The organism is Sphingopyxis sp., from assembly GCF_965279725.1.
Lineage (GTDB): Bacteria > Pseudomonadota > Alphaproteobacteria > Sphingomonadales > Sphingomonadaceae > Sphingopyxis.
This window is the reverse complement of sequence record NZ_CBDIIL010000003.1, coordinates 925,037-946,839: the sequence shown is the minus strand read 5'-3', so window position 1 is coordinate 946,839 and position 21,803 is coordinate 925,037. Positions and strand designations below refer to the sequence as shown.

The 21,803-nt window shown below is 66.6% G+C and carries 21 protein-coding genes and 2 tRNA genes; 7 read left to right on the top strand and 16 right to left on the bottom strand.

What is annotated here, in order from left to right:
- Nucleotides 1–35: 35 nt before the first annotated feature.
- Entirely contained in the window at nucleotides 36–470 is a 435-nt protein-coding gene (locus ACQY6T_RS13410) for a hypothetical protein (RefSeq protein ID WP_428631437.1), read from the top strand.
- Here ACQY6T_RS13410 and ACQY6T_RS13405 read toward each other — a convergent pair.
- Genes ACQY6T_RS13405 through ACQY6T_RS13370 form a run of 8 tightly spaced genes read right to left on the bottom strand, consistent with a single transcriptional unit; the run spans nucleotide 467 to nucleotide 7,783 of the window.
- The gene (locus ACQY6T_RS13405; protein WP_428631434.1) at nucleotides 467–976 is read right to left on the bottom strand and encodes a hypothetical protein; all 510 of its coding nucleotides are present in this window, start codon (nucleotides 974–976) and stop codon (nucleotides 467–469) included. The genes ACQY6T_RS13410 and ACQY6T_RS13405 overlap by 4 nt on opposite strands.
- A 2-nt stretch (nucleotides 977–978) precedes the next feature.
- Nucleotides 979–1,680 carry a nitroreductase gene (locus tag ACQY6T_RS13400; RefSeq protein ID WP_428631431.1) on the bottom strand — a complete coding sequence of 234 codons (702 nt, stop codon included), beginning with the start codon at nucleotides 1,678–1,680 and terminating at the stop codon, nucleotides 979–981.
- Nucleotides 1,667–2,542 carry an RDD family protein gene (locus ACQY6T_RS13395; RefSeq protein ID WP_428631429.1) on the bottom strand — a complete coding sequence of 292 codons (876 nt, stop codon included), beginning with the start codon at nucleotides 2,540–2,542 and terminating at the stop codon, nucleotides 1,667–1,669. The genes ACQY6T_RS13400 and ACQY6T_RS13395 overlap by 14 nt, the downstream gene beginning before the upstream one ends.
- Nucleotides 2,539–3,576 carry a stage II sporulation protein M gene (locus ACQY6T_RS13390; protein WP_428631427.1) on the bottom strand — a complete coding sequence of 346 codons (1,038 nt, stop codon included), beginning with the start codon at nucleotides 3,574–3,576 and terminating at the stop codon, nucleotides 2,539–2,541. Before ACQY6T_RS13390 ends, ACQY6T_RS13395 begins: the two co-directional genes overlap by 4 nt.
- Entirely contained in the window at nucleotides 3,573–4,889 is a 1,317-nt protein-coding gene (locus tag ACQY6T_RS13385) for a DUF58 domain-containing protein (RefSeq protein ID WP_428631425.1), read from the bottom strand. The genes ACQY6T_RS13390 and ACQY6T_RS13385 overlap by 4 nt, the downstream gene beginning before the upstream one ends.
- Nucleotides 4,886–5,863, bottom strand: coding sequence for an AAA family ATPase (locus ACQY6T_RS13380; protein ID WP_428631424.1), 978 nt, complete (start codon nucleotides 5,861–5,863; stop codon nucleotides 4,886–4,888). Before ACQY6T_RS13380 ends, ACQY6T_RS13385 begins: the two co-directional genes overlap by 4 nt.
- Entirely contained in the window at nucleotides 5,853–7,082 is a 1,230-nt protein-coding gene (locus tag ACQY6T_RS13375) for a DUF4350 domain-containing protein (protein WP_428631423.1), read from the bottom strand. Before ACQY6T_RS13375 ends, ACQY6T_RS13380 begins: the two co-directional genes overlap by 11 nt.
- Nucleotides 7,079–7,783, bottom strand: a complete 705-nt coding sequence (locus ACQY6T_RS13370) for a DUF4129 domain-containing protein (protein WP_428631421.1) — start codon at nucleotides 7,781–7,783, stop codon at nucleotides 7,079–7,081. Before ACQY6T_RS13370 ends, ACQY6T_RS13375 begins: the two co-directional genes overlap by 4 nt.
- Nucleotides 7,784–7,957: 174 nt before the next feature.
- Here ACQY6T_RS13370 and ACQY6T_RS13365 point away from each other — a divergent pair, with 174 nt between their 5' ends.
- Entirely contained in the window at nucleotides 7,958–10,165 is a 2,208-nt protein-coding gene (locus ACQY6T_RS13365) for a thiamine pyrophosphate-dependent enzyme (RefSeq protein WP_428631419.1), read from the top strand.
- Nucleotides 10,162–11,214 (top strand): ACP S-malonyltransferase, encoded by a 1,053-nt coding sequence (locus tag ACQY6T_RS13360; protein ID WP_428631417.1) that lies wholly within the window; start codon nucleotides 10,162–10,164, stop codon nucleotides 11,212–11,214. Before ACQY6T_RS13365 ends, ACQY6T_RS13360 begins: the two co-directional genes overlap by 4 nt.
- Before the next feature lie 171 nt (nucleotides 11,215–11,385).
- Here the strand turns inward: ACQY6T_RS13360 and ACQY6T_RS13355 are convergent, their stop codons facing one another.
- A complete protein-coding gene (locus ACQY6T_RS13355; RefSeq protein WP_428631415.1) occupies nucleotides 11,386–12,045 on the bottom strand; it encodes a response regulator transcription factor in 660 nt (219 codons plus the stop codon).
- Between the two features lie 136 nt (nucleotides 12,046–12,181).
- Here ACQY6T_RS13355 and ACQY6T_RS13350 point away from each other — a divergent pair, with 136 nt between their 5' ends.
- Both ACQY6T_RS13350 and ACQY6T_RS13345 read left to right on the top strand, forming a co-directional pair.
- Entirely contained in the window at nucleotides 12,182–12,517 is a 336-nt protein-coding gene (locus tag ACQY6T_RS13350) for a hypothetical protein (protein WP_428631412.1), read from the top strand.
- Between the two features lie 61 nt (nucleotides 12,518–12,578).
- Nucleotides 12,579–13,229 carry a hypothetical protein gene (locus ACQY6T_RS13345; protein WP_428631411.1) on the top strand — a complete coding sequence of 217 codons (651 nt, stop codon included), beginning with the start codon at nucleotides 12,579–12,581 and terminating at the stop codon, nucleotides 13,227–13,229.
- A 110-nt stretch (nucleotides 13,230–13,339) separates the two neighbouring features.
- Here the strand turns inward: ACQY6T_RS13345 and ACQY6T_RS13340 are convergent.
- From ACQY6T_RS13340 to ACQY6T_RS13315, 6 genes are all read right to left on the bottom strand, one after another.
- Nucleotides 13,340–13,414 (bottom strand) — tRNA-Glu (locus tag ACQY6T_RS13340).
- A gap of 50 nt (nucleotides 13,415–13,464) precedes the next feature.
- Nucleotides 13,465–13,540, bottom strand: a tRNA-Glu gene (locus ACQY6T_RS13335).
- Nucleotides 13,541–13,632: 92 nt separating this feature from the next.
- The gene (gene recJ / locus ACQY6T_RS13330) at nucleotides 13,633–15,402 is read right to left on the bottom strand and encodes a single-stranded-DNA-specific exonuclease RecJ (RefSeq protein WP_428631409.1); all 1,770 of its coding nucleotides are present in this window, start codon (nucleotides 15,400–15,402) and stop codon (nucleotides 13,633–13,635) included.
- Nucleotides 15,399–16,925, bottom strand: a complete 1,527-nt coding sequence (locus ACQY6T_RS13325) for a PH domain-containing protein (protein WP_428631407.1) — start codon at nucleotides 16,923–16,925, stop codon at nucleotides 15,399–15,401. The genes recJ and ACQY6T_RS13325 overlap by 4 nt, the downstream gene beginning before the upstream one ends.
- Nucleotides 16,922–17,449: a PH domain-containing protein gene (locus ACQY6T_RS13320; RefSeq protein ID WP_428631405.1), complete on the bottom strand. Its 528-nt coding sequence runs from the start codon at nucleotides 17,447–17,449 to the stop codon at nucleotides 16,922–16,924. The genes ACQY6T_RS13325 and ACQY6T_RS13320 overlap by 4 nt, the downstream gene beginning before the upstream one ends.
- A gap of 25 nt (nucleotides 17,450–17,474) precedes the next feature.
- Nucleotides 17,475–19,436: an alkyl/aryl-sulfatase gene (locus ACQY6T_RS13315; RefSeq protein WP_428631403.1), complete on the bottom strand. Its 1,962-nt coding sequence runs from the start codon at nucleotides 19,434–19,436 to the stop codon at nucleotides 17,475–17,477.
- 65 nt (nucleotides 19,437–19,501) lie between these two features.
- On the opposite strand from ACQY6T_RS13315, the gene ACQY6T_RS13310 reads away from it, so the two are divergent.
- Nucleotides 19,502–19,987, top strand: coding sequence for a flavodoxin family protein (locus tag ACQY6T_RS13310; protein ID WP_428631401.1), 486 nt, complete (start codon nucleotides 19,502–19,504; stop codon nucleotides 19,985–19,987).
- A gap of 193 nt (nucleotides 19,988–20,180) precedes the next feature.
- Complete coding sequence (locus ACQY6T_RS13305; protein ID WP_428631399.1) at nucleotides 20,181–20,732, top strand: hypothetical protein; 552 nt, start codon at nucleotides 20,181–20,183, stop codon at nucleotides 20,730–20,732.
- Between the two features lie 54 nt (nucleotides 20,733–20,786).
- Here ACQY6T_RS13305 and glpX read toward each other — a convergent pair whose 3' ends face one another.
- Nucleotides 20,787–21,758 carry a class II fructose-bisphosphatase gene (glpX, locus tag ACQY6T_RS13300; protein ID WP_428631397.1) on the bottom strand — a complete coding sequence of 324 codons (972 nt, stop codon included), beginning with the start codon at nucleotides 21,756–21,758 and terminating at the stop codon, nucleotides 20,787–20,789.
- Nucleotides 21,759–21,803 lie beyond the last annotated feature (45 nt).

Sequence of the window (21,803 nt, the reverse complement as noted above, 5' to 3'; positions counted from 1 at the left end):
TGCGTGCGCGCGCCGCGGCCGCTAGTTTCGCATCCATGAAACAGCGCCCTACCCTCTTCCTCGCCGCCCTTGTCATTCCCGCGCTCGCCGCGTGCAGTCAGCCCGCGCCGCCCGCCGAAAATGCTCCCGAAGTCAGCGGCGAACCACTCGCGGCGCGCGCGGTGATGATCGGCACCGAAGGGCCAAGCCTGCCCGCCTGTTCGAGCATTTCGCGCGTCAAAACCGGCGGCACCGACGTCTATTGGGCGCCCGGTGAAACGCGCGCGGTCAAGGCGAAGCTGGCCGGCGGCGCCAATGTATCGCTCTGCGAGGCGGCCGATGACGACGCGTGGTTCGGGGTGGTGTTCGCGGCGCCCGGGACCGATCCCGACATGTGCGGGGTCGGTAAATCGGTGACCAACGCCCGCGAATATCAGGGTCCGTGCCGCTGGGGCTGGATCAAGGGCGGAACGGTCCAGCTAGGCGGTTAGCTCCGGCAATCCTCGATCACGCGGCCAATCTCCGATTGCACGGGTAGGGTCAGCGCACCGCCGCCCGGCGTCTCGAGCGCGAAACGGCCGCGGCTGAACGCGATGCGGTCGAGCCGCGGGTCGCGGTTCGGCAGCGTCGCGTTGCCGCCGTCGAAGCGGATCGCGTCGGTCCCGGCGCTGGTCCGCAGGCTGACATTGCCGCCAAGCGCCGAGGTAAGCCGAATGCTGCCGCCATTACACGCCATCGTCAGCAGCGGATTGGCGCTGCCGGTCGGTACGAAAGCGGCGGTGCGGTCGGCGGCGTCATAACGCCACGCGCCACTGTCGACGGCGCGTTCTTCCCAGCCCTTGCTCGGGGTCGGCAGCGGTGCGGGCGTGGGCGCCACAGCAACGGGCGCCGGGCGCGGCGGCGGCGCGGCGGGGGTCGGCACCGCCGAACAGCCAGCGACTGCGAGCATCACCGGAACCAACAGGCTGTATTGCGTCCTGATCCGCTGCTGTTTCATCCTTAAAATCCCTGCCAATCAATTGCTTCATCGGGCGATACGCGCGGCACGGGCCACTGGTTCACCGCTGCGCTCTGCTCGGCATAGCCGATCGCGAGGCCGGTGAACAAAATCTGGTCGTCGCCCAGCGCCAGCGTCTGTCGCACCGTGGCGCCGTACATCGCCCAGCATTCCTGCGGACAGCTCGCGAGCCCGGCTTCGACGAGCAGCAGCATCACCGATTGCAGCCACATGCCCATGTCCGACCATTGCGGTGGTCCCATGATGCGCGAGCAATGCAGGAAAAGCATCACCGGTGCGCCGAAACCCCGGTAATTCTCCACGAACTGAGCCAGCCGTCCCGCCTTGTCCTCGCGCGGGATGCCGAGTGCGGCGTATAATCCCTCGCCGACCCCGAAGCGCCGGGCTTCCCATGGATCGGTCAGGCCTTTGGGATAGATGTCATATTCAGGCTGATAGCCCTCGCGCCCCATCGCGAGCCGCGCGGCGACCGCATCCTTCACCGCCTGCCAAGGCGCGCCGGTCAACACTGTCGCCTGCCAAGGCTGGAGATTGCCGCCCGACGGCGCCCGCTGCGCCGCGGCGAAAATATCGCGGAGCAGCGCCGGATCAACGGCCTGATCGGTGAATTTTCGGACCGACCGCCGTTGGTGCAGCGCGGCGGTCACGCCCTTGTCGGTAATTGGGGTGTCAGTCGCTGGCATATTTATCCTCTCGCCGTTTCCCGAACAGCAATTTGCGTTCGAGCCGGGCTTTCAATTGGCGGTAGTAGCTGAGCAGGAAGGCGTCATCCTCTTCGGCCACGGGGCGCCCGATTTTGGCGCGGATCGCGTCGGCCACTTCGCGCATCGCGCGCGCGTCATTGCCGCGCAGCACGCGTTCCAGCTCCTGCAGTTCAAAAATGCCGTACACCGCCAGCTCGGCCTCGCTGAATTGCATCGCATCGCCTGCGGTGCCAGCGGCGATCTCGGCGTCCAGCTTTATCCGCTGCGCCATCACCACCCACGTTCCCGCGATCAAGTCACCCATTCGCATCCGGTCGCGATTGAACAGCAGGAACAGGCTGAGCGTCAGCGACCACAGCACCCCCGCCGCCATGGTCCAGCCCGACACCATATCCTCGGCTGCGCCCACCCCCAGCATCATCAGCGGCAGGAACAGTTCCAGCTCGCGGATCAGGTTGCGCGCCACCACGGCGTCGGCGGTCAAACGGCCGCCATCGCGGGCGACGACGCGGATGCCCATCAGCCGCTTGCCTGGCGTCGCGGCGCGCGAACCGAGCTCGAAACCGATAAACCAGAAGGTGCGGAGCAGAAACGCGCCGAGCATCCAGATGGCGATCGTGGTGTCGGATTGCGACGCCAGTCCGATCCAGAGCATCAACAGGGAAAAGGCGAGCAGGATAATCTGGATCAGAATGATGTCGACCAACAGCGCGCCGAACCGCAGGCCCGAACTCGCGATCTTCAGTTCCAGGTCGACCCCTTCGGGGGTGATGAACTGGCGGATTTTCTTCGCCCGCGCGTCGCGCGATTTGGCGTTGGCCTGGGCGGCGGCGACGCTCATGCGACATCCTCGCGCCGCGGGATGTAATAATAGGCAATCCAGAACAGCAGCATCAGCGACCCGATCGCGTAACGCATCATCGTATCGGTGATCAGCTGGCGGCCGAATCCTTCGAGCAGCCCGGCGGCGAACAACATCACGATGACGCCGACCATCACCTTGCCCGCGGTCCGCCCCGCTTCGGACGCGGCCTGCAACCGGCTGCGCGCGCCGGGAAAGACCACCGCAGCGCCGATCCTGAGGCCGGCTGCACCCGAGAGTGCTGCCGCGAACAATTCGGTGGTACCATGGATGAACAGCCAGCCGCCGAAATCAAAGCCCAAGCCCTTGGCCGAAAAAACCGCCGCCATCGCGCCCAGTCCGATGCCCTGATAATATTCGAGCATCATCGTCGGCACACCAAAGGCAAAACCCAGCGCGAAGGACATGATCGACACCTGGCTGTTGTGGGTGAACAAATAGGTCGCAAACACGTGGAGGCCGCTTTCGCCCGCGCTGGCCGCCTTGCCATGCCCCAAGGTCGATTGCAGAAATTCGGCGGTGGCGCGCGGATCGCGGCCGCCCGACATGTCGTCGCCGACGAAATTATAATACCATTCGGGGTTGCTGGCGACGAGCGAATAGCTCGTGATGGCGCCGAGCAGGATGATCAGCGATATGATGATCGTTTCCTTCCACACCGATCGCACCGCGGCGGGCCAGTCGTAAAGGAAGAAACGGCGTAGCCGGTTGAGGCGGCTTTCGCGGACGCCATAGACGAGGAAATAGCCACGGATCGACAGTGCCTCGAGATGATCGAGCAACGCCTTGTCGAGGCTGGTCGCGCGCGCGATCGACAGCGACGACAGGGTCGCGCGATAGAGCAGGGGCAGTTGCAGCAACTCGTCGCTGGTCAGTGCCTTCGCGCCCTTTTTCTCCAATTTGGTCAGCAACAGGTCGAAGGCGATCCAGTCGGCTTCGCGTTCGGCGCGAAAGCGGCTCGTCGAAAAGCTCGGCGCGTCGAGCGCTCGGGTGGGGGCGGTCGCGGGGATCATAAGGTGCCGGCCCGCTTGATGCCGAGATAGGCCTCGACCGCGCTCGCGCCCATCGCGTCGGCGGGCACCTCGACGACATCGGCGCCGAGGCGCTGGAGCCGCGCGATCACCAGCTGCCGATCGCGCAGCATCGCCGCCGCGACGTTCGACCGGGTGACATCGGCGCCGCTTTCGGGGCGGCGGCGCTCCTCGCTCTCGACCTCTTCATCCTTGATGACAACGAACAACAGCCGGTGTTTCTTCACCAACCGGCCGGCGGCGCGGATCATCAGATCGGCGCTCGTCGCATCGGTGAACTCGGTAAACAATATGATCAGCGAGCGGCGGTTGAGCTGCGCGCCGAGCGTCGTCAGGGCGAGGGTGAAATTGCTTTCGACATGGGCATAATCGATCAGGCTCGCGGCGCGCTGCAGCGCCGGAAAATCCTGCGTATGCATATAGGCGGGGGTCAGCGTCTGCGGCTTGGCGGCAAAGGAGAAAAAACTGATCCGGTCGTTCAGCTTCAGCCCGACATAGGCGAGCAGCAGCGCCGCCGACACGGCGCGGTCGACGCGCGGCATGCCGCCGACGGGCTCAGCCATCGTCCGTCCGCTGTCGATCGCCAGCACGACGCGGTTGTCGCGTTCGACGCGATATTCCTTGGCGAGCAGTTTGACGTGGCGCGCCGACGCATTCCAGTCGATGGCGCGGCGGTCCATGCCCGGCTGATATTCGGCGAGCGCTTCATATTCACTGCCCTCACCGCGAATGCGCTGTTGCCGCAGCCCGAACCAGCTGTTGCGTTGGAACAACCGGCTGCCCTCGTCGGTCACCGCGCGCAGGCTGGGGACGACGCTGATCGCGCCGCCGATCGCAAAGCGCCGCTGTTTCCACACGAGCCCGAGCGGTCCCGCCCAGCGGACCCACAGCGCCTCGATCAACGCCTGCCCGCGCCGCGAGGCGGTCAGCGACAGGGTGCGGGTCAAAATCTCGCCCGTGCTCGCCTTGCGCATATCGCCAGCGAGCCGCCCGCCCTCGGCGAAGCGCTCGTCGAGCGCCAGCGCGAGTTCGGCGCGTGGCGGCACCGCGGGGCCGCGCGCCGCAAGCGACAGGTCGAAAGGATCGCCGACGCCGACTTGATGCGGAAAATGCGCGTCGAGGGTCAATTGACGCGGGTTGGCGCCCGCGATCGTGTCGAGGATCAGGCAGGCGACGATGATCGCAATCCAGCCGGGCGCGATCAACCACAGTTCCGGCCGCACCAGCCCGAGCGCGAGCGCCATCGGGGCGCCCGCCAGCAGCAGATATATGGCCCGGCGGGTCGGGTAAATCACCGCGGCGCTTCCTCGCGGTCGAGCAGCGCCGCGACGACCTGTTCGACGCTGCGCCCTTCTATTTCGGCCGCCGCCGACAGGATGACGCGGTGGCGCAAGACGCCGCCGGCGAGCCGCTGAACATCGTCGGGGATCACATAGTCGCGCCCGTCGAGCGCCGCCGCGGCGCAGGCGGCGCGTGCCAGCAAGGTGGCGGCGCGTGGGGATGCGCCGCATTCCAGATCGGCGCTTTCGCGCGTGGCACGGACCAGGCGGACGATATAATCGACGATCTCGTCGGCGAGCCGGACGGTCGCAATTGTATCGATCGCGGCTTCGATCGTCTTGGCATTGGCGACTTCGGTCACCCCGAAATCGGCCACCGCGGGGCTTTTGAAGCGGCCGCCATGGTCGGCGACGATGCGCCGTTCTTCGTCGGCGGCGGGATAATCGACAACCAGTTTGAACAGGAAGCGATCGAGCTGCGCTTCGGGCAACGGATAGACGCCCTGCTGTTCGATCGGGTTCTGCGTCGCGAGCACAGTGAAGCGCGGGCTCATCACATGCGCCTCGCCGTTGATCGTCACGCGGCGTTCCTGCATCGCCTCGAGCAGCGCGGCCTGGGTCTTGGGCGGGGTGCGGTTGATTTCGTCGGCGAGCAGCAGCTCGGTAAAGATCGGTCCCTTGGTCAGGGTAAAGCTCGACGTCTGGAAATTGAACAGGTTCGATCCCAAAATGTCGCCTGGCATCAAATCGGGGGTGAACTGAATGCGCCCGAACGCCAGCCCGGTCGCACGGGCAAACGCCTGCGCCAGCAGGGTCTTGGCGGTCCCCGGGGGGCCTTCGAGCAAGACATGGCCGCCCGCGAGCAATGCGATCGTCACCATCCGGGTCAGCGGTCCCTGCCCGAACACGACCTTGGCAACTTCGCTTTCGATCGCGGCACCGAGCGCCTGAACGCTTTCGACTCCTTTGGCGATGGGGTTAGCTGTCACGCAGTAAATCCTTCCTGATGTCGTGCATCGCCTGGGCGTCGCTGAGAAATTCATGAGTGTTCCGCGCCAGCGGCAGGCGCCGTGCGAGCGCCGAAAACAGGTCGCTGCCGCCGCGCAGATGCTTGTCGATCCAGCGGTCGGTCGCTGCGTCGTCAAGTCCGCCGGGCGCATGCAGCCGCCGCGCGATAGCGGTCCGCTGGCTGCGGACATAGGCGTCGGCGCCGTCCAGTTCGCGCCGCGCCTGCTTGATCAGGTCCGCGCTGTTGGCGATCAACGCCGCCTTCGATACCGCAATTGCGCGCGCCGGTTTCAGCGCCGGGCCGAAGCGCATCCACGCCTGCCACAGCGCGAGCAACCCGGCGGCGATCAGGCACAAGGTGATGCCGATGAACGGCGGCACGAAGGCAAAGCGCAGCAACGACCGCTGGCTGCCGAAGCCGTTGAGCGTTACGTCGAACGCGACGCCATACGCTCCGGCATCCTCCGCCACCGCATCGATCAGCATCGCCGCCGCCCGGGCGCGGTCGCGGTTGGCGAACGCCAGATTGTTGACGAGGTCGGGATCGGACAGGACGTAAATCGGCGCATCGGAGTGTTTGGCCAGCACCGCGCCGCCGTGCGGAAACGCGATGAGTGTCTCCATATCGGGGGCGTCGAGCACCTGGGTGCGCAGGGACGGCAGCGCCAGCGAAATCGGATAGCCGCCCAGATAGCCCTGTGCCCGGGCACCGCGCGCATGCGGCTCGCTGCCGATCTTGTCGACGGATCCGGCGGCGGGCGGCAGCATTTTGGGCGACGGCGCCGATGCATATCCATTGCCCGCCCAGCCCGCTTTCGACGGGTGGCGGCTGGTCCGCCATTTCGGCAATATGATCAGGACCGCGCCGCCGCGCTGTTCGCTGATCAGGCGGGCCAAATCGTCGGGCTTGGTCGTATGGCTCGGGGTCAGGATCAGCAGTTGGGGATCCTCGGTCGTCGGCGCCTCTTCGCGCCGCCGCAGGTCGACCGCCGCATCGCTGCGCTCGAGCAGATCGACGATGCCCGCATAGCCCGGGGCAGACTTTGACAGCGCGTGGCCCCCCCCGTCGTTGCCGCTGCTCAGCTGCGGACCGAGCGCAATCAGCGCCCACAGCGCGATAAAGGCGATCACCCCGATCGCCACCACCGCCGCGATCAGCCGCGGATTGAACCCGCCGTCGTTCGTCGTCGGCTCGCTCACGCCCGCGCCCAATTCTTCGGGACCGTCAATTCGGCATAGGCGGCGCGGCATTGCTGCCAGGCACCGGCGTCGATCGATCGCCCGCCGAACAGGCTGATCTCGACCGCACGCGCGATGCGGCTGAACGCCTCACGCGCGACCGTCGGCAGGTCTCGCGCTTCGGCCAGGTCGCGCGATGTCATCGCGGGCTTGACCAGTCCGGGGCGGCGGCCTTCGATATCTTCGACGCTGCGATAGAGCAGCAAGTGAACCGCCTCGGCGAAACGGCCCTCTGCCGCCAGCGCATCGGCCTCGCTCAGCAGCGCGCGGGCGGCGCCCGCTTCGGCCAAGCCGATGGCGTCGGCGGCGTCATCGTCGCCCGCCTTGCGGCGGAACGGCAGGTTATCGACCCAACGGGCAAAGGCGGGGACGAAATGATAGAGCAGGAACAGCGCCAGCAGCGCGACGCCAATCCACAGCAACGGCTTGGCGGCGGGGGCGCTCCACTGGAAAAAACTGGCGATGGCATCGAATAAGGAGCGCAGCCATTCGGGGGTGGGCGGCGGCGGTGGCGGCGGGGGCGGAAAAACGGTCTGGATCTCACCGCCCGCAATCGTCTGGTTATACGCCGGATCGACGAGCTCGGGATCGATCAGCCAGCCGCCACCGGCGCTCGGGGCGTCGACGGTCGCCGACGCTTGGGCGATCCACAGGGACATCATGCCCAAAAGACTGTTCCGCCCCATATCGTCATCGCATCAGGTCGTAGCGCGACGCGGCGCGCCAAGGCAAGAGATGCTTGCGTCACAGACTGCCCCGTTATAGCGCGCTGCCGCAGGGGCCGATGGTTGCGCGCGTAACCACGTGCTTCATCACGCAAAAGGCCGGGCAGGAGGATGTCGGTGGACGCGGCGCAGGCAGTACATGAAAAATTCCTCGCCGCGCTGGCGGGTGGACGCTTGCCCGATCGCGCCGATGCGCCCGATCCTGCTGCCTCCGGCCTCTCTCGCGCCGAGGCTACCGACATTTTCCTCTCGCAGCTGACCAGCCGCCAGATGGACCGGCTGTCGCGGACGCTGCAGGCACGCGGTGAGGGCTTTTATACGATCGGATCGTCGGGGCATGAAGGCAATGCCGCGGTCGCCGCGGCGCTGCGCGTCACCGACATGGCGTTTCTCCATTATCGCTCGAACGCGTTCCAGCTGCATCGCGCGCGCCAGCTTCCGGGCGGGACGCCGACCTGGGACATGCTGCTCAGCTTTGCCGCCTCATCCGACGACCCGATTTCGGGCGGGCGGCACAAGGTGATCGGGTCGAAACCGCTCAATATCCCGCCGCAGACCTCGACGATCGCCTCGCATCTGCCGAAAGCGGTCGGCGCGGCGTTCTCGATCGGCATCGCGCGCCGCCTCGGCATGACCGGGCTGCCGCTGCCCGACGACGCGGTGGTGCTGACCAGTTTCGGCGATGCGTCGGCGAATCACTCGACCGCGCAGGGTGCGTTCAATACCGCGGGCTGGGCGGCGTTCCAGGGCTCGCCGATGCCGCTGATTTTCCTGTGCGAAGATAATGGCATCGGCATCTCGACGCGTACCCCGACCGGCTGGATCGAGGCGCAGTTCCGCCACCGCGCCGGGCTGCACTATATCCAGTGCGACGGCAGCGACCTCGCGTCGGCCTATGCCGGTGCAGCGGAAGCCGCCGACTATGCGCGGCGGTATCGCAAGCCGGTGTTCCTCCACATGGCGACCGTGCGGCTCTACGGTCATGCCGGATCCGACGTACAGGGCGCCTATCTGCCCAAGGCGCTGATCGAGGCTGACGAGGCACGCGATCCGCTGCTCGCGGGGGCGGCGCTGATGGCGCAGCAAGGATGGATGGCCCCCGCCGAGATCGCCGATGCCTATGAGGAGATCGGCGCCACGCTCGCGCGGCAGGCCGAAGCGGCGATCCTGCGCCCCAAGATCACCACCCCGGCGCATGTGATGAAAAGCATCGTCCCGCCCCGGCGCGACATCGCCCGCGCGAACACCCCGTCGGACGAGGACCGCAAGGTGATGTTCGGCAGCGACGCGGGCGCGATGGACAAGCCGCAGCATATGGCGCGGCTCTTGAGCTGGGCGCTCGCCGACCTGATGCTCGCCTACCCGGAAATCGCCGTGATGGGCGAGGATGTCGGGCCGAAGGGCGGGGTCTATAATGTCACCGCCAAGCTCCACCAGCGTTTCGGGTCGGCGCGCGTCGTCAATACCCTGCTCGACGAACAGGCGATCCTCGGCCTCGCGATCGGCATGGCGCACAATGGCTTCCTGCCGATGCCCGAAATCCAGTTCCTCGCCTATGTCCACAATGCCGAGGACCAGATCCGCGGCGAGGCGGCGACGCTCAGCTTCTTCTCCGACGGTCAATATACCAACCCGATGGTGCTGCGCATCGCCGGGCTGGGATATCAGAAGGGCTTTGGTGGCCACTTCCATAATGACAATAGCCTTGCGGTTTTCCGCGACATTCCGGGCGTGATCCTCGCGGTGCCGTCGAACGGGCGCGATGCGGTGGCGATGCTGCGCGAATGCGTCCGGCTGGCGCGCGAGGAACAGCGCGTCGTCATCTTTGTCGAACCGATCGCGCTCTACATGACGCGCGACCTGCATGACGAAGGCGACGGCCTGTGGACCAGCGTCTATGAAGCGCCCGGCGATGGCACACCGATCCGGCTCGGCGATGTCGGTATCCATGGCGACGGCACCGACTTGGCCATCGTGACCTATGGAAACGGCTTTTACTTGTCGCAGCAGGCCGAAAAGCTGCTCGCCGCCGAGGGCGTGAAGGCGCGTGTTATCGATCTGCGCTGGCTCGGCCCCGTCGATGAGGTGAAGCTCGTTGCCGCGGTTGGCGATGCGAAGCGCATCCTGATCGTCGACGAGTGCCGGATCACCGGATCGCAGAGCGAAGCGCTGATGGCGCTGTTCGTCGAAGAGACGCCAGACAAAAAACTCGCACGTATCGCCGCCGACGACAGCTTCATTCCCCTGGGTCGCGCCGCAACGCTGACCCTGCCGAGCCGCGATTCGATCTACGCTGCGGCGAAGGAGTTGCTCGCATGACCGCGCGCAAGACCGCGCTCGTCGTCGCCCCCGGCCGCGGCACCTATGGCAAGAATGAACTCGGCAGCATCGCGCGGCTGCACGGCGCGCGCTTCGCCGACCTCATCGCCCACTTTGACGCCCAGCGCCGTGACCGCGGCCAGCCGACGGTGAGCGAACTCGACGGCGCCGAGCGTTTCAGCGTTGCGACGCACATGCGCGGCGATGTCGCGGCGCCGCTCATCTACACCGCGACCGTCCTCGATTATCTCAGCATCGACCGCGAAAAATTCGACGTCGTCGGGGCCCTGGGCAATTCGATGGGCTGGTATAGCGCGCTGGCGCTCGGCGGTGCGGTGTCAGTCGCGAACGGGTTCCGTATCAGCAACGCGATGGGGCTAAACAGCCAGACCCACGGCCCCGGCGGCCAGATCCTGCTACAGGTTGTCGATGAGGATTGGCGCCCGGTGCCGGGACTGCGCCAAACCCTGTTCGCGCTCGTCGCCGCTATCGCTTCGCGCCCCGGCCACGCCCTCGCGCTGTCGATCGACCTCGCCGGGATGCTCGTCTTTGCGGGTAATGAGGAAGGTCTTGCTGCGCTGCTCGCCGAAGCGCCGCCGACGCCGGGGCGCGATCCGCTTCGCCTCGCGGGCCACGGCCCCTTCCACACTCCGCTGATGGTCGGCAGTTCGGACAAGGCGAAGGCCGAACTACCCGCCGCCCTGTTCGGCACCCCCGCGCTGCCGCTGATCGATGGCCGCGGCCATATCTGGCGCCGCTTCGCCGGCGATTCCGCCGCTGTGCGCGATTACACCTTCGGCCACCAGATCCTCGCGCCCTATGATTTCGCGCTATCGGTGCAGGTCGCGGTGAAAGAGTTTGCTCCCGACGTCATCATCCTGCCCGGTCCCGGCGACACGCTGGGCGGCGCGATCGCGCAGTCGTTGATCGCTATTGGATGGCAGGGGATTGCCAGCAAGGCCGACTTTGCGGCGCGGCAGGCCGCCGACCCGATCCTGCTCTCGATGGGCCGCGCCGACCAGCGCGCTGCAGTGACCGGACATAAATAGGGCCGGCAGAAAAAGGAACATCCTCTGCCGGCCCTGTCGGTCGCGCGGGGTCAGGTGGGGTTGACCCGTTGCGGGTGAACGGCAGCGCCCATGGGGACCAACACAGGGGCGGTGCGCCGTTCATCATCCTTATAGGCGGGGCGGCGCGACGCTGGCCGCACCGGCGCGCGATCATGCGCCATAATGGACCGGATTGACCGCCGCACCGTGCGCCTGCTCGGCGATGAACTGCCATCGCAACAGCTCGGCGACATTGCCGGCGCCGGCGCGCCGCATGATATTGGCGCGGTGGACCTCGACCGTGCGCGGGCTCAATTCGAGCTGCCGTGCGATCACCTTGTTGCTTTGCCCTGCGGCAATAGCGTCCAATATGCTGCGTTCGCGCGGGGTCAGCGCCGCCAGCCGCGCCTCGGCCTCGCGTTGCCGGTTTAGCACCGTCTGCCGCCGGGTCAGATCGGTCAGCGCCCGGTCGATGGCGCGGAGGACCAGGCGTGGGTCGAGCGGCGCGGGCAGCAGGTCGTGCGCCCCGCCGCGCAGGATCGCGCGCGATTCGGCGATGCTCAACTGCTCGGCGGCGACAAAGGCGATGACGTCGGCGCGCGCCGCGATCCGGTCGAGCAGCGCTGCGCCGCCGACCCGGCCCGGCTGACGCCAGTGAAAGAGCAAGATGGCACCCGGACAATCGCGATCCGCTTCGGCATCGAGCCAGTCGTCGGCGCTCGCAAAGCTGCGAACGACCCGGTCGCCGCCTGCGGTCAGCGCGCGAAAACAGGCGGCGCGCTCGGTCGCGTCGGGCAGGATCAGGTGGATATGGCCCGCAAAATCGCTCACCCGGCGGTGCTGGCGTCGGCACCCCGCGCTGACCAGCGACAAAGGCTCGGCGATGGCGCCGTTTCGGATGGGCTCGCGATGCACCGGTGTGTGCAAGCGCATAGCGGGCCGCCGTCGCGTCAGCCATGATCGCCCCATGACAACCGCGCACCCCCCGTTTCGCTTTGCCGTCCTGATCGCTTGCCTGTCGGCCATACCCGCCGCCGCCCAAGCGCCGCCGCGCTATAGCGAGGCAGAGATTCTCGACGGGACGACCATTGCCATCGCGTCGCAGCAATTGTGCGGATATCGCGTCGATGAAAAGGCGATCCGGGCGCTTATCGCGGCAAAGCTGCCCGATCTTTCGCCGGGACTGATCGAACTGCAACTCCGCGGCTATGCGCGAGTATTGCCGCGCCTGACCGAAGAGCAAAAGCAGCGCCACTGCGCCGAAACGCGGCAACTGGCCCAGGCTGCAGGATGGCTGCGTTAGACGGGTTGCCCTCTCCCTTCCGCCTGTTACATCATGGACTTAGCTGAAAGATAAAGAGGATATGACGATGCGCCAAACGCTCACTGCCCTGACGCTGATCGTGTTGACGGCCTGCGGCGGTCCGGCTGGCGAGGCCGCCGCCGAGGATCAGGTCGCCGCGCCCGCCGCAGCGACGCCGACGACAAGCGCGCCCTCCGCTGCGGCTGCCCGCGACGAAACCGACACGATCATGCTCGCGTCCGCGGCCAGCGCCTGCGAGGCTGAGGATTATAAGGCTTTTTTCGACGCGATGATTTCGTCGGCGGCGGTGCGCCGCAAATATTCGGCGGCGACGATCGACTTCGGCCGCTTCGACGCATCGCGCACGCCCTATGCCGCGATCGAGGAAAAAAAGATCGCGGCGGGCGATTACCGCGTTTTTCCGATCCAGATGGTCGACTATTACCGGAAAAGCGTCGTTCCCGCCCGCGCTGGCGACAAGGACGAGTATGTGATCCTGGCGTTCAACCAGAGCCAGGCCAACCAGATTTCGGTCGAATGGACCCGCGTCCATTATGACGGCAAGTCCGAAGGCGGCGACGATCTGGGCAACGCTTTGGATCTGAGCGGCCAGCCTTATGAAGCCGATGGCCCAACCGATGGTCAGCTGCTGCTCTATCCGACCGCGACCTGCTGGGAACTGGTCGCCGACAACCGCTACGAACGACGCTGAGTGGGTTAGTGCTATCGAAAGATGGTGGCCCCTGCGGCAATCGAACCCCGGCGGGTCGGCTGTTGCCGATCCGCTGAACCGGAATCACGGGTTCGCCGAAAATCGCTGGTTGGTGACCCCTACGGGAATCGAACCCGTGTTTTCGCCGTGAGAGGGCGACGTCCTGACCGCTAGACGAAGGGGCCGCAAGGTCGGAATTTTTCGCGATAGCGCGAGCCGACCGCTCGCCAAACCGTGGTGACCCCTACGGGAATCGAACCCGTGTTTTCGCCGTGAAAGGGCGACGTCCTAGACCGCTAGACGAAGGGGCCGTCATTCGGTGAAGCGGCGCATTAGACGGGCATATCCGCGCGGTCAAGCGCAGCGGCGGACCGCGCGCGCAAAAATGTTGCGGGACGACGCGTCACTCTGCCCATGCCGCATCCTCAAGGTGAAGTTCGGCCGCGGGACGGCTGCCCCAATCGTCGCGCTTGGCACGGCCGGCGAGCCACAGCTTGCGTCCCCCGCGCGCGTGGAGCAACGTCTGGCCAAGTTCGGTTTCGGCGCTGCGGAATGCGACCGCCTTGAACCGCGCACCATCGTCGCCCGACACGATCAGGCGGACATGGTCGGTGCCGACGATTCCCGCCTCGACGATTCGCACCGGCCCGGTCGCAACGCGCGGTGCGGGCCAGCCGGCGCCATAAGGCCCGGCGCTCTCGATCGCATCGCACCAGAGCGGAGAGATGCCGCGCGGCGCCAGCACCGCGTCGATCAACAGCGATTTGTCGCCGCTGGCGCGTTCGACATCGGCGGCAAGCCGGTCGTTGAGATAGGCACCGAGCGCGTCGACCTTGTCGGCCGCGACGGTCAGCCCCGCCGCCATCGCATGGCCGCCGCCGGCGATGAGCAAGCCGTTTTCCTTGGCGGCGAGGATTGCGGCGCCCAAATCGACGCCGCTGATCGACCGGCCCGACCCCTTGCCGACGCCGTCGTCGCCCACCGCGATGACGATCGCGGGGCGGTGCAGTCTTTCCTTCAGGCGCCCGGCCACGATGCCGATCACCCCGGGGTGCCAGCCCTGTCTGGCGACGATTGCGACCGGCGCGTTGCCGCACGCGGTGCTGGCGGTCATCGCCTCTTCAAGCACCCCTGCTTCGATCGCGCGACGTTCCTCGTTCAGCCGGTTGAGCTCCTGCGAGATGTCGGCGGCTTCCTGCGGGTCCGACGTCGTCAGCAGCCGGACGCCCAAGTCGGACTTGCCGACGCGTCCACCCGCGTTGATCCGCGGACCCAATGCAAAGCCCATGTCGCTTGCCGTCGGCGGCTTGGTCAGCCGCGCTGCGTCCATCAGCGCGGCGATGCCGGTGTTGCCGCGCCGCGCCATCACCTTCAGCCCCTGCGTCACGAGCGCGCGGTTGAAACCGGTGAGCCGCGCGACATCCGCGACGGTACCGAGCGCGACCAGGTCGAGCAGGTCGATCAGTGCCGGTTCGTCGCGGTTCGCGAAAAAGCCGCGCGCGCGGAGTGTCCGGAGCAGCGCGGCGCCGAGCAGAAAGGCGACCCCGACCGCGGCGAGATTGCCGTGGATGGCGGCATCCGGTGCTTCGTCGAGGCGGTTGGGATTCACCAGCGCGAACGCTTCCGGCAGGATCGACGCGCATTGATGATGGTCGACGACGATCACCTCGACTCCGGCGGCATTGGCTTCGGCTATGGCTTCGAACGCCTGCGCGCCGCAATCGACGGTGACGACCAGCTTCGACCCCGCCTCGCCGATCTTGACCAGCGCCGCGCCCGACGGGCCATAACCCTCCATCAGGCGGTCGGGGATATAGGCGCCCGCGGGCAGCCCGAGCCCGCGCAGCAAGCGCACGAGCAGCGCCGCCGATGTCGCGCCATCGACGTCATAGTCGCCAAAGATCGTCACCGCCTCTTGCCGTTCGACCGCATCGGCGAGCCGCGCCGCGGCGGCGTCCATGTCGCGGAACAGCGACGGGTCGGGCATGAAGCCGCGCAGCGTCGGGGTCCGCTGGCGGTCAAGATCGTCGCGCGTCACCCCGCGCGCCAGCAGCAACTGGGTGACCAGATCATCGGGCGCCAGATTCTCCGGTGCCATGTCGGCGCTCATCCGCCGCCAGTGCCACGGCTGGCCCATGATCGATCGGGTGATGCCCAGCGCGGCGCCGCTCATGCCATATGCTCCCGTCGCGCTCGCGCGGCGAGGATACGGGTGCGCAAATCCTGCGCGGTGGCGAGCGGGATGGCGGGTATCTCGTGGCTGGCGAGCGAACTGCCGCCGGGAACCCCGAACACCAATGTCGCAAGGCCCAGCGGGCGCAGGATAAAATCGGTCTTGAGGTCGACGCTCTGCACCGACGCATGCGGCAGCAGCGTCATTTTGGGTTTCCACATCCCGCGCTGGATCGCGACCTGTTCGCCGAGGTCGGTCCAGCGGTGGAAGCGCGCGCCGATCAGCGATCCGGCACCGATCAGCACGCCGATAATGGGGCCGAACCAGCCGAGCGGCTGCCCGAAGGATACCGCGATCAGCCCGCCGATGCTCGCGCCGACCATGCCCATCAGCCCGCCGAGCGCGATGATGCGGTGGCTGTGCTGCCACGGCTGATCGCGATCGGGGCGGACGATCGCGACTTCGGTCAGCACCGGGTCGATCGCGTCCAGCTTGGCAAAGGGGACGACCTGATGGTCCTTTTCCTTGCCGCCGTCGCTCGCCAGGCTTTGCAGCCGCAGTTCGTGCCAGCCGAAGCGTTTGCGAAACCAGCCGGTGACGATAATCGCCGCCTGCACCCGCCGCACCGGCACCGCGACGTCGGTGCGCGTCGTCAGCCCGCGCGTCCGGCGCAGCGCGCGCGGCTCGCGGGTCAGGCGGAAATCCCAGTTGGCGAAAAACATCGTCGCGATGCCGCTCGCGAAACCGATCAGCAGCAGCGACACCACACCGCCTACCGCGGCGATCCAGCGATGCGCGAGGAACCATTGATCCAGCCCATAATCCTCGGCGACGTCGACCCAGTCCATCGGGTTAAAGACATTGAACTTGAACGGCAGCAGGCCGTCGAAAAACTGCATGCCCGCGCCCACGACGGCGAGCGCGGCGAGCGAGAAGTTGAATAATCCGGCAATCAGCAACTGACGCGGCGTCATTGCAAAGAGCAGCCGGTCTTCGGCAACCGGCGGTGTTTCGGGCGTGTCGGCGACGACAGGCGCCACCGCTTCGCTGCTGCGATGGGCGCGGATCGTCGTGCGCAGCGCCTGCGCGGCGTCCAGCCCGATCGCGTCGAGATGCGCGTCATTCTCCTTGCCCCCCGCGCCGGTTTCGAACCCGACCTTGGCGATGCCGAGTGCGCGCGACACCAGCCCCTGTTCGATGCTGACGTCCTGGATGCGGTCGAACGGGATGGTGCGGTGCTGGCGCGAGAACACCCCGCTTTCGATCGCGACTTCATCGTCGCCAACCACAAACCGAAAGCGCAGCCACTGGAAACACGCGGCAAGCAGCGAGATCAGCAGAAAGGCGAGGATCGCGGGGACGATATAGATCCAGTTTTTAGTAAAGCCGAGCACGGCGACCGCGGGCAGAAAGTTGAGCGAGCGCGGCCCCAGCTTGACGACGGCAAGCGCCAGCGTCGCGGGGTGCAGCCGCTGCCAATGCGGCTCTCCCTCGCTCGTTTTGGCGGCGTCAGCTTCGCTCATGCAAAGTCCGTCTGGATGTGTCGGCGGATTGTCTCGCGCATCGCCGCGGCCAGGTCAGCGTGCAGCCCGGGCAGCGTCACCGTGCTGTTATGCGTCCCCGACGTGTGGACGATCAGGTGCGACAGCCCGAACCAGCGTTCGATCGGCCCCTGTCCGACGTCGATATGCTGGACGCGCACGAACGGAACGATGGTGTCGGTGCGGAACAGCCACCCGCGCGCGACGCGCAGCTGTCCCTCGCCGATCTTGTACCCCCAGCGCGACACACGCCGCGACGGAAAGGTCATGATCACGATAATCGCGATCAGCCACGCCGCTGCGGTGATCAGGCCATATGGTCCCTCGATGTGCCGGATCAGCAGATAGTCGAACACGCTCGCCCCGATCGCTAGCGGGATCAGGTTCAGCGCCGTCGAGATACGCAGCACATGGGCAAAGGCGGGATCGACCGGGTCAAGCCCCTCGGCGGCGTTCAGCGCCTCGGGGTCAAAGGGATCGGTCGGATGGGCAGTAGCGTCGGTCATAATCCTCCGTTAGTCGCTCGGGCCATCAAGGCACAACCACATTGAAGCGCGGGTCGGCGGGCGGGTGGAGTGCGAACCACGACAGGAACGCCATGCGGTCGCCGTCGATCCTGATTGCGCCCGACCGCATCAGCGCCGGGAACTGCGCCTGCCCCAGCATCACATCGTCGAGCGTCGCGCGGTTCAGCGTGACCGTCGCGGTCGGCGCGGGGTCGGTGACGCCATAGCGCGGCACCTCGACCCCGCCGCCGACGACCACCGCGACCGCCTCCTTGCTGTCGGGCAAAACGAACTGGAACGTCCCTTTCAAAGCGCTGCCTGTTACGGCGTCGAAGCGCGTCGCAAGTGCATCGAAAAACACCGCGGTGGGGATCGCGCTAACGAACGACCGGCTCTGGCCATTGCCCGACATATTCTCCACCGCATTGCCGCGCAGCGTCGCCGCACCGGCGAGATAATAGTTGCGCCACGCCCCCGACTCGGCCTGATACCCCAACTGGTCATACGCCGACGCCAGCGCCGCGCGCGCTGCCTTGTTCTCGGGCTCGGCGAACACCAGCTTGTTCAGTAGCTCCGCCGCCCAGCGATAATCGCCTGCCTTGATCGCTGCCTTGCCCGCCGACAGCAGTTTGTCGGCGCCGCCCGCCAGCGCCACATATTTGGGCGCCGATTGCTCGGGGGGCAGCGGGTTGAAATTCGCGGGATTGCCGTCCCACCAGCCGAAATAGCGCTGATACACCGCCTTCATGTCGTGGTTCAGCGTGCCATAATAGCCGCGGGTCGAGAAATCACGGCTCTGCACCGGCGCCTCGGCGGTCGCGTCGGCTAGCTCGTGCAGCGTTGCGCCCTTGTTGCCGAGGAACAGCGTGCGGTCGTGGACATAACGATAGGCGTCGCGCTGGTTCGTCAGCAATTCGGCGACCTCGCCCGCGCCCCACGTCGGCCAATGGTGCGACGCCAGCGCCACCTGCGCGGTACCGCCCCATTTCAGCAACATCGCGTCGATCACCTTCGACCAGTGCAGTGCATCGCGCACCTGCGCGCCGCGCAACGTCAGCACATTATGCAGCGTGTGGGTGACGACCTCGGTCGTGTGCAGCGCCTTGTAAGCCGGAATGTAGAACACGAACTCCGATGGCGCTTCGGTGCCGCCCGCGTCGAGGAAGTCGAACCCCAGCCCGTCGATGGTCAGCGTCCCGCCCCTTTCGCCGACGGTCTCGGTCGGTTCCATATAGCCGATCGTCCCCGACGACAGCTTTGGCCCCAGCCCGGTGTCGACCTGTCCCGCCGGACCGGGGGCCAGGATCGACCCGAACATATACAGCGCCCGCCGCCCCATCGCGGTGCCCGCGAGGACATTCTCGGCGGTCGCTTCCTCGGAAAAGCCGTGCGGCGCGATGATGCGGATCTTCCCGCGCTTTACCTGTTCGGGGGTGACGATCCCGCCGACGCCGCCGAAATGATCGCTGTGGCTGTGCGAAAAGATCACCGCCTTGATCGGACGCTGGCCCGACTTGGCCTCGACCGTATCGGCGAACAGCTTCCACCCCGCCGCCGCCGCTTCCTCGGACAACAAAGGATCAACGACGATCCACCCTGACTTGCCGCGGATGATCGTCATCACCGAAATATCATAGCCGCGAACTTGCCAGATCTTGTCCGGCACTACTTCGAACAAGCCATGTACGGCATTCAGCCGCGCCTGCCGCCACAACGACGGATTGACCGTATCGGGCGCCGCTGCGCTGCTCAAAAATTCATAGGGCCGCCGGTCCCACACCGTCTTGCCGTCCTTGCCCAGAATCACCCCGCCGGGAATTTCGGCAAGCTTGCCGCGCGTCGCGTTCGCCATGTCGCGCGGATCGTCGAGCGGCAGGCGTTTTGCGAGGTCGGCCTGCGCGCTGCGCGTCGTCTCGCTCGCGGCGTCCTGCGCAGTGGCGGCAAAGGGCAGGGTGCTGGCAAGCAGCAGGACGGTTAATCGGCGCATCTTATGTCTCCCCCATATTTCGCGGTAGCTTGCGCCGCGCCCCGGCGCTTGGCAAGCATCGGCCCATGACCGACGCACCCTATCTGTTGATCGCCTGGCACAGCCGCACCGGCGGCAGCGAAGCGCTCGCGCAGGCGGCGGCGGTGGGCGCGGGGGCTGCAAAGCTCGTCGCCGCGGATGACGTGACGCCGGAATTGCTGATGGCCGCTGGCGGCTATCTTTTCGTCGGCCCCGAAAATCTCGCCGCGCTGTCCGGCACGATGAAGGAGATGTTCGACCGCTGCTATTATCCCTGCCTCGGCAAACTCGAAGGCCGCCCCTATGCGACAATCATCTGCGCGGGCTCCGACGGCGAAAACGCCCAGCGCCAACTCGACCGCATCGCCACCGGCTGGCGGCTGAAGCGCGTTGCCGACCCGGTGATCGTCAACACCGATGCGCAGACGCCCGATGCGGTATTGGCGCCGAAGACGATCGCTGCCGGTCGGCTGACCGAAGCCCGCGATCTCGGCGCGGCATTGGCCGAGGGGCTCGCGGCCGGAATCTTTTGAGGATGGGCTGGTCAAGCGAACGGTCGCATCCGTTCGCGGGCGATGGTCGGCGCCACGGGAAAATCTTTCTGCCGGTCGTCTAAGCAGGCTCCGTCGGCTCGCCGCGTCCCGTGCACGGCCGGGCAACATGCCATTTGGCGCGGCCCCCTGTGATGCGACACGGACAATCATCGTCGTTCGACCGGAGTTTCTTATGCCTAAGCACCACCGCCTGCTTGCCGCGCTGTGCCTTGCTGGCGCAGCGCTGTCCGCGCCCGCCGCACAGGCGCAGAAGGCGGCGGCGCCAGCGCCCGCTTCATTGACCCCCGGCACCAAAGTCTATGACCAGGACGGCGAAGAGATCGGCCAGATCGTCAAGGTTGCGGGCGACAAAGTCGCGGTGGCGATCGACGGTAACGGGCTGGTGGTTCCGAAAGACGCCTTTTTGAAGACCGAAAAAGGTTTGGCGCTAAAAGCGCCGAAAGCGAAAATTCTGGCAGTGCTGAAGGAAGCCCAGACGGATGCGGCGGCGGTCGACGGGGCGCTGAAGCCGGGGGCAGAGGTGCGCAGCGCCGACGGTGCCGCGGTACTCGGCAAGGTCAAGGAGGTAGCGCCGCGGGGCGCGGTTCTGGCCACCAGAGACGGCAATATCACGATGCCGCGCGCCGCGTTTTTCCTGTCGGAAAACGGGCTGGCGGTGAAAGTGAACGAGAAGGAGTTTGTCGAAGGGGTCAAGGCGGCGCGGGCGCAGAAGCGAGGCGGTTGAGCCCTATCGGCCGTTGCTGCTCACCCGGCTGTTCTACTCGGAACCGTTCGGGCGTCAGCTCGACCGATGCTCGCCGCGCACCCAGCGCACCGTGCCCGACGATGCGCGCATCACTACCGTCTCCGTCGTCATCACCCCGTCGCGGCGGTGCTTGACGCCGCGCAGCAGCGATCCGTCGGTGACCCCGGTCGCGGCAAAGATCACGTCGCCCTTGGCCAGGTCTTCCAGGTCATAGACGCGGTCGAGATCCTCGACCCCCCATTTGGCCGCGCGCTTGCGCTCGTCGTCGTTGCGGAACAGCAGGCGGCCCTTGAATTGACCGCCGACGCAGCGCAGCGCCGCGGCCGCCAGCACGCCTTCGGGCGCGCCGCCGCTGCCCATATAGATGTCGACATTGGTTTCGGGATTGGTCGTCGCGATCACCCCGGCGACGTCGCCATCGGGGATCAGCGCGACGCCGCAACCAAGTGAGCGCAGCTCGGCGATCATCGCTTCGTGGCGCGGGCGGTCGAGCACGCACACCATGACGCCATCGGGGCCGCAGCCCTTTTCCTTGGCAACCGCGGCGACATTCTCGCTGATGCTGTTGTCGAAATTGACGATGTTCGGCGAATAGCCGGGACCGACCGCCAGCTTGTCCATATAGACGTCGGGGGCGTTGAGCAGGCAACCTTCTTCGGCGATGGCCAGTACCGCGAGGGCGTTCGGCCCGGCCTTGGCGGTGATCGTGGTGCCTTCCAGCGGATCGACCGCGATGTCGATCTTCGGGCCTTTCCCGGGTGCGTTGCCGACCTTTTCGCCGATAAACAGCATCGGGGCTTCGTCGCGCTCGCCCTCGCCGATGACAATGGTGCCGTCCATATACAGGGTGTTGAACGCGGTGCGCATCGCTTCGACGGCGGCGGCATCGGCGGCCTTTTCATCGCCGCGGCCGATCAGCTTGGCGGCGGCGATCGCCGCGGCTTCGGTGACGCGCACCATTTCGAGCACGAGTACCCGGTCGAGGTTGCTGCCGCTATCCGTCATATCCGCTGCTCTCCGTCTTTGATCTTGCCTTGCCGCCCCGGTCGG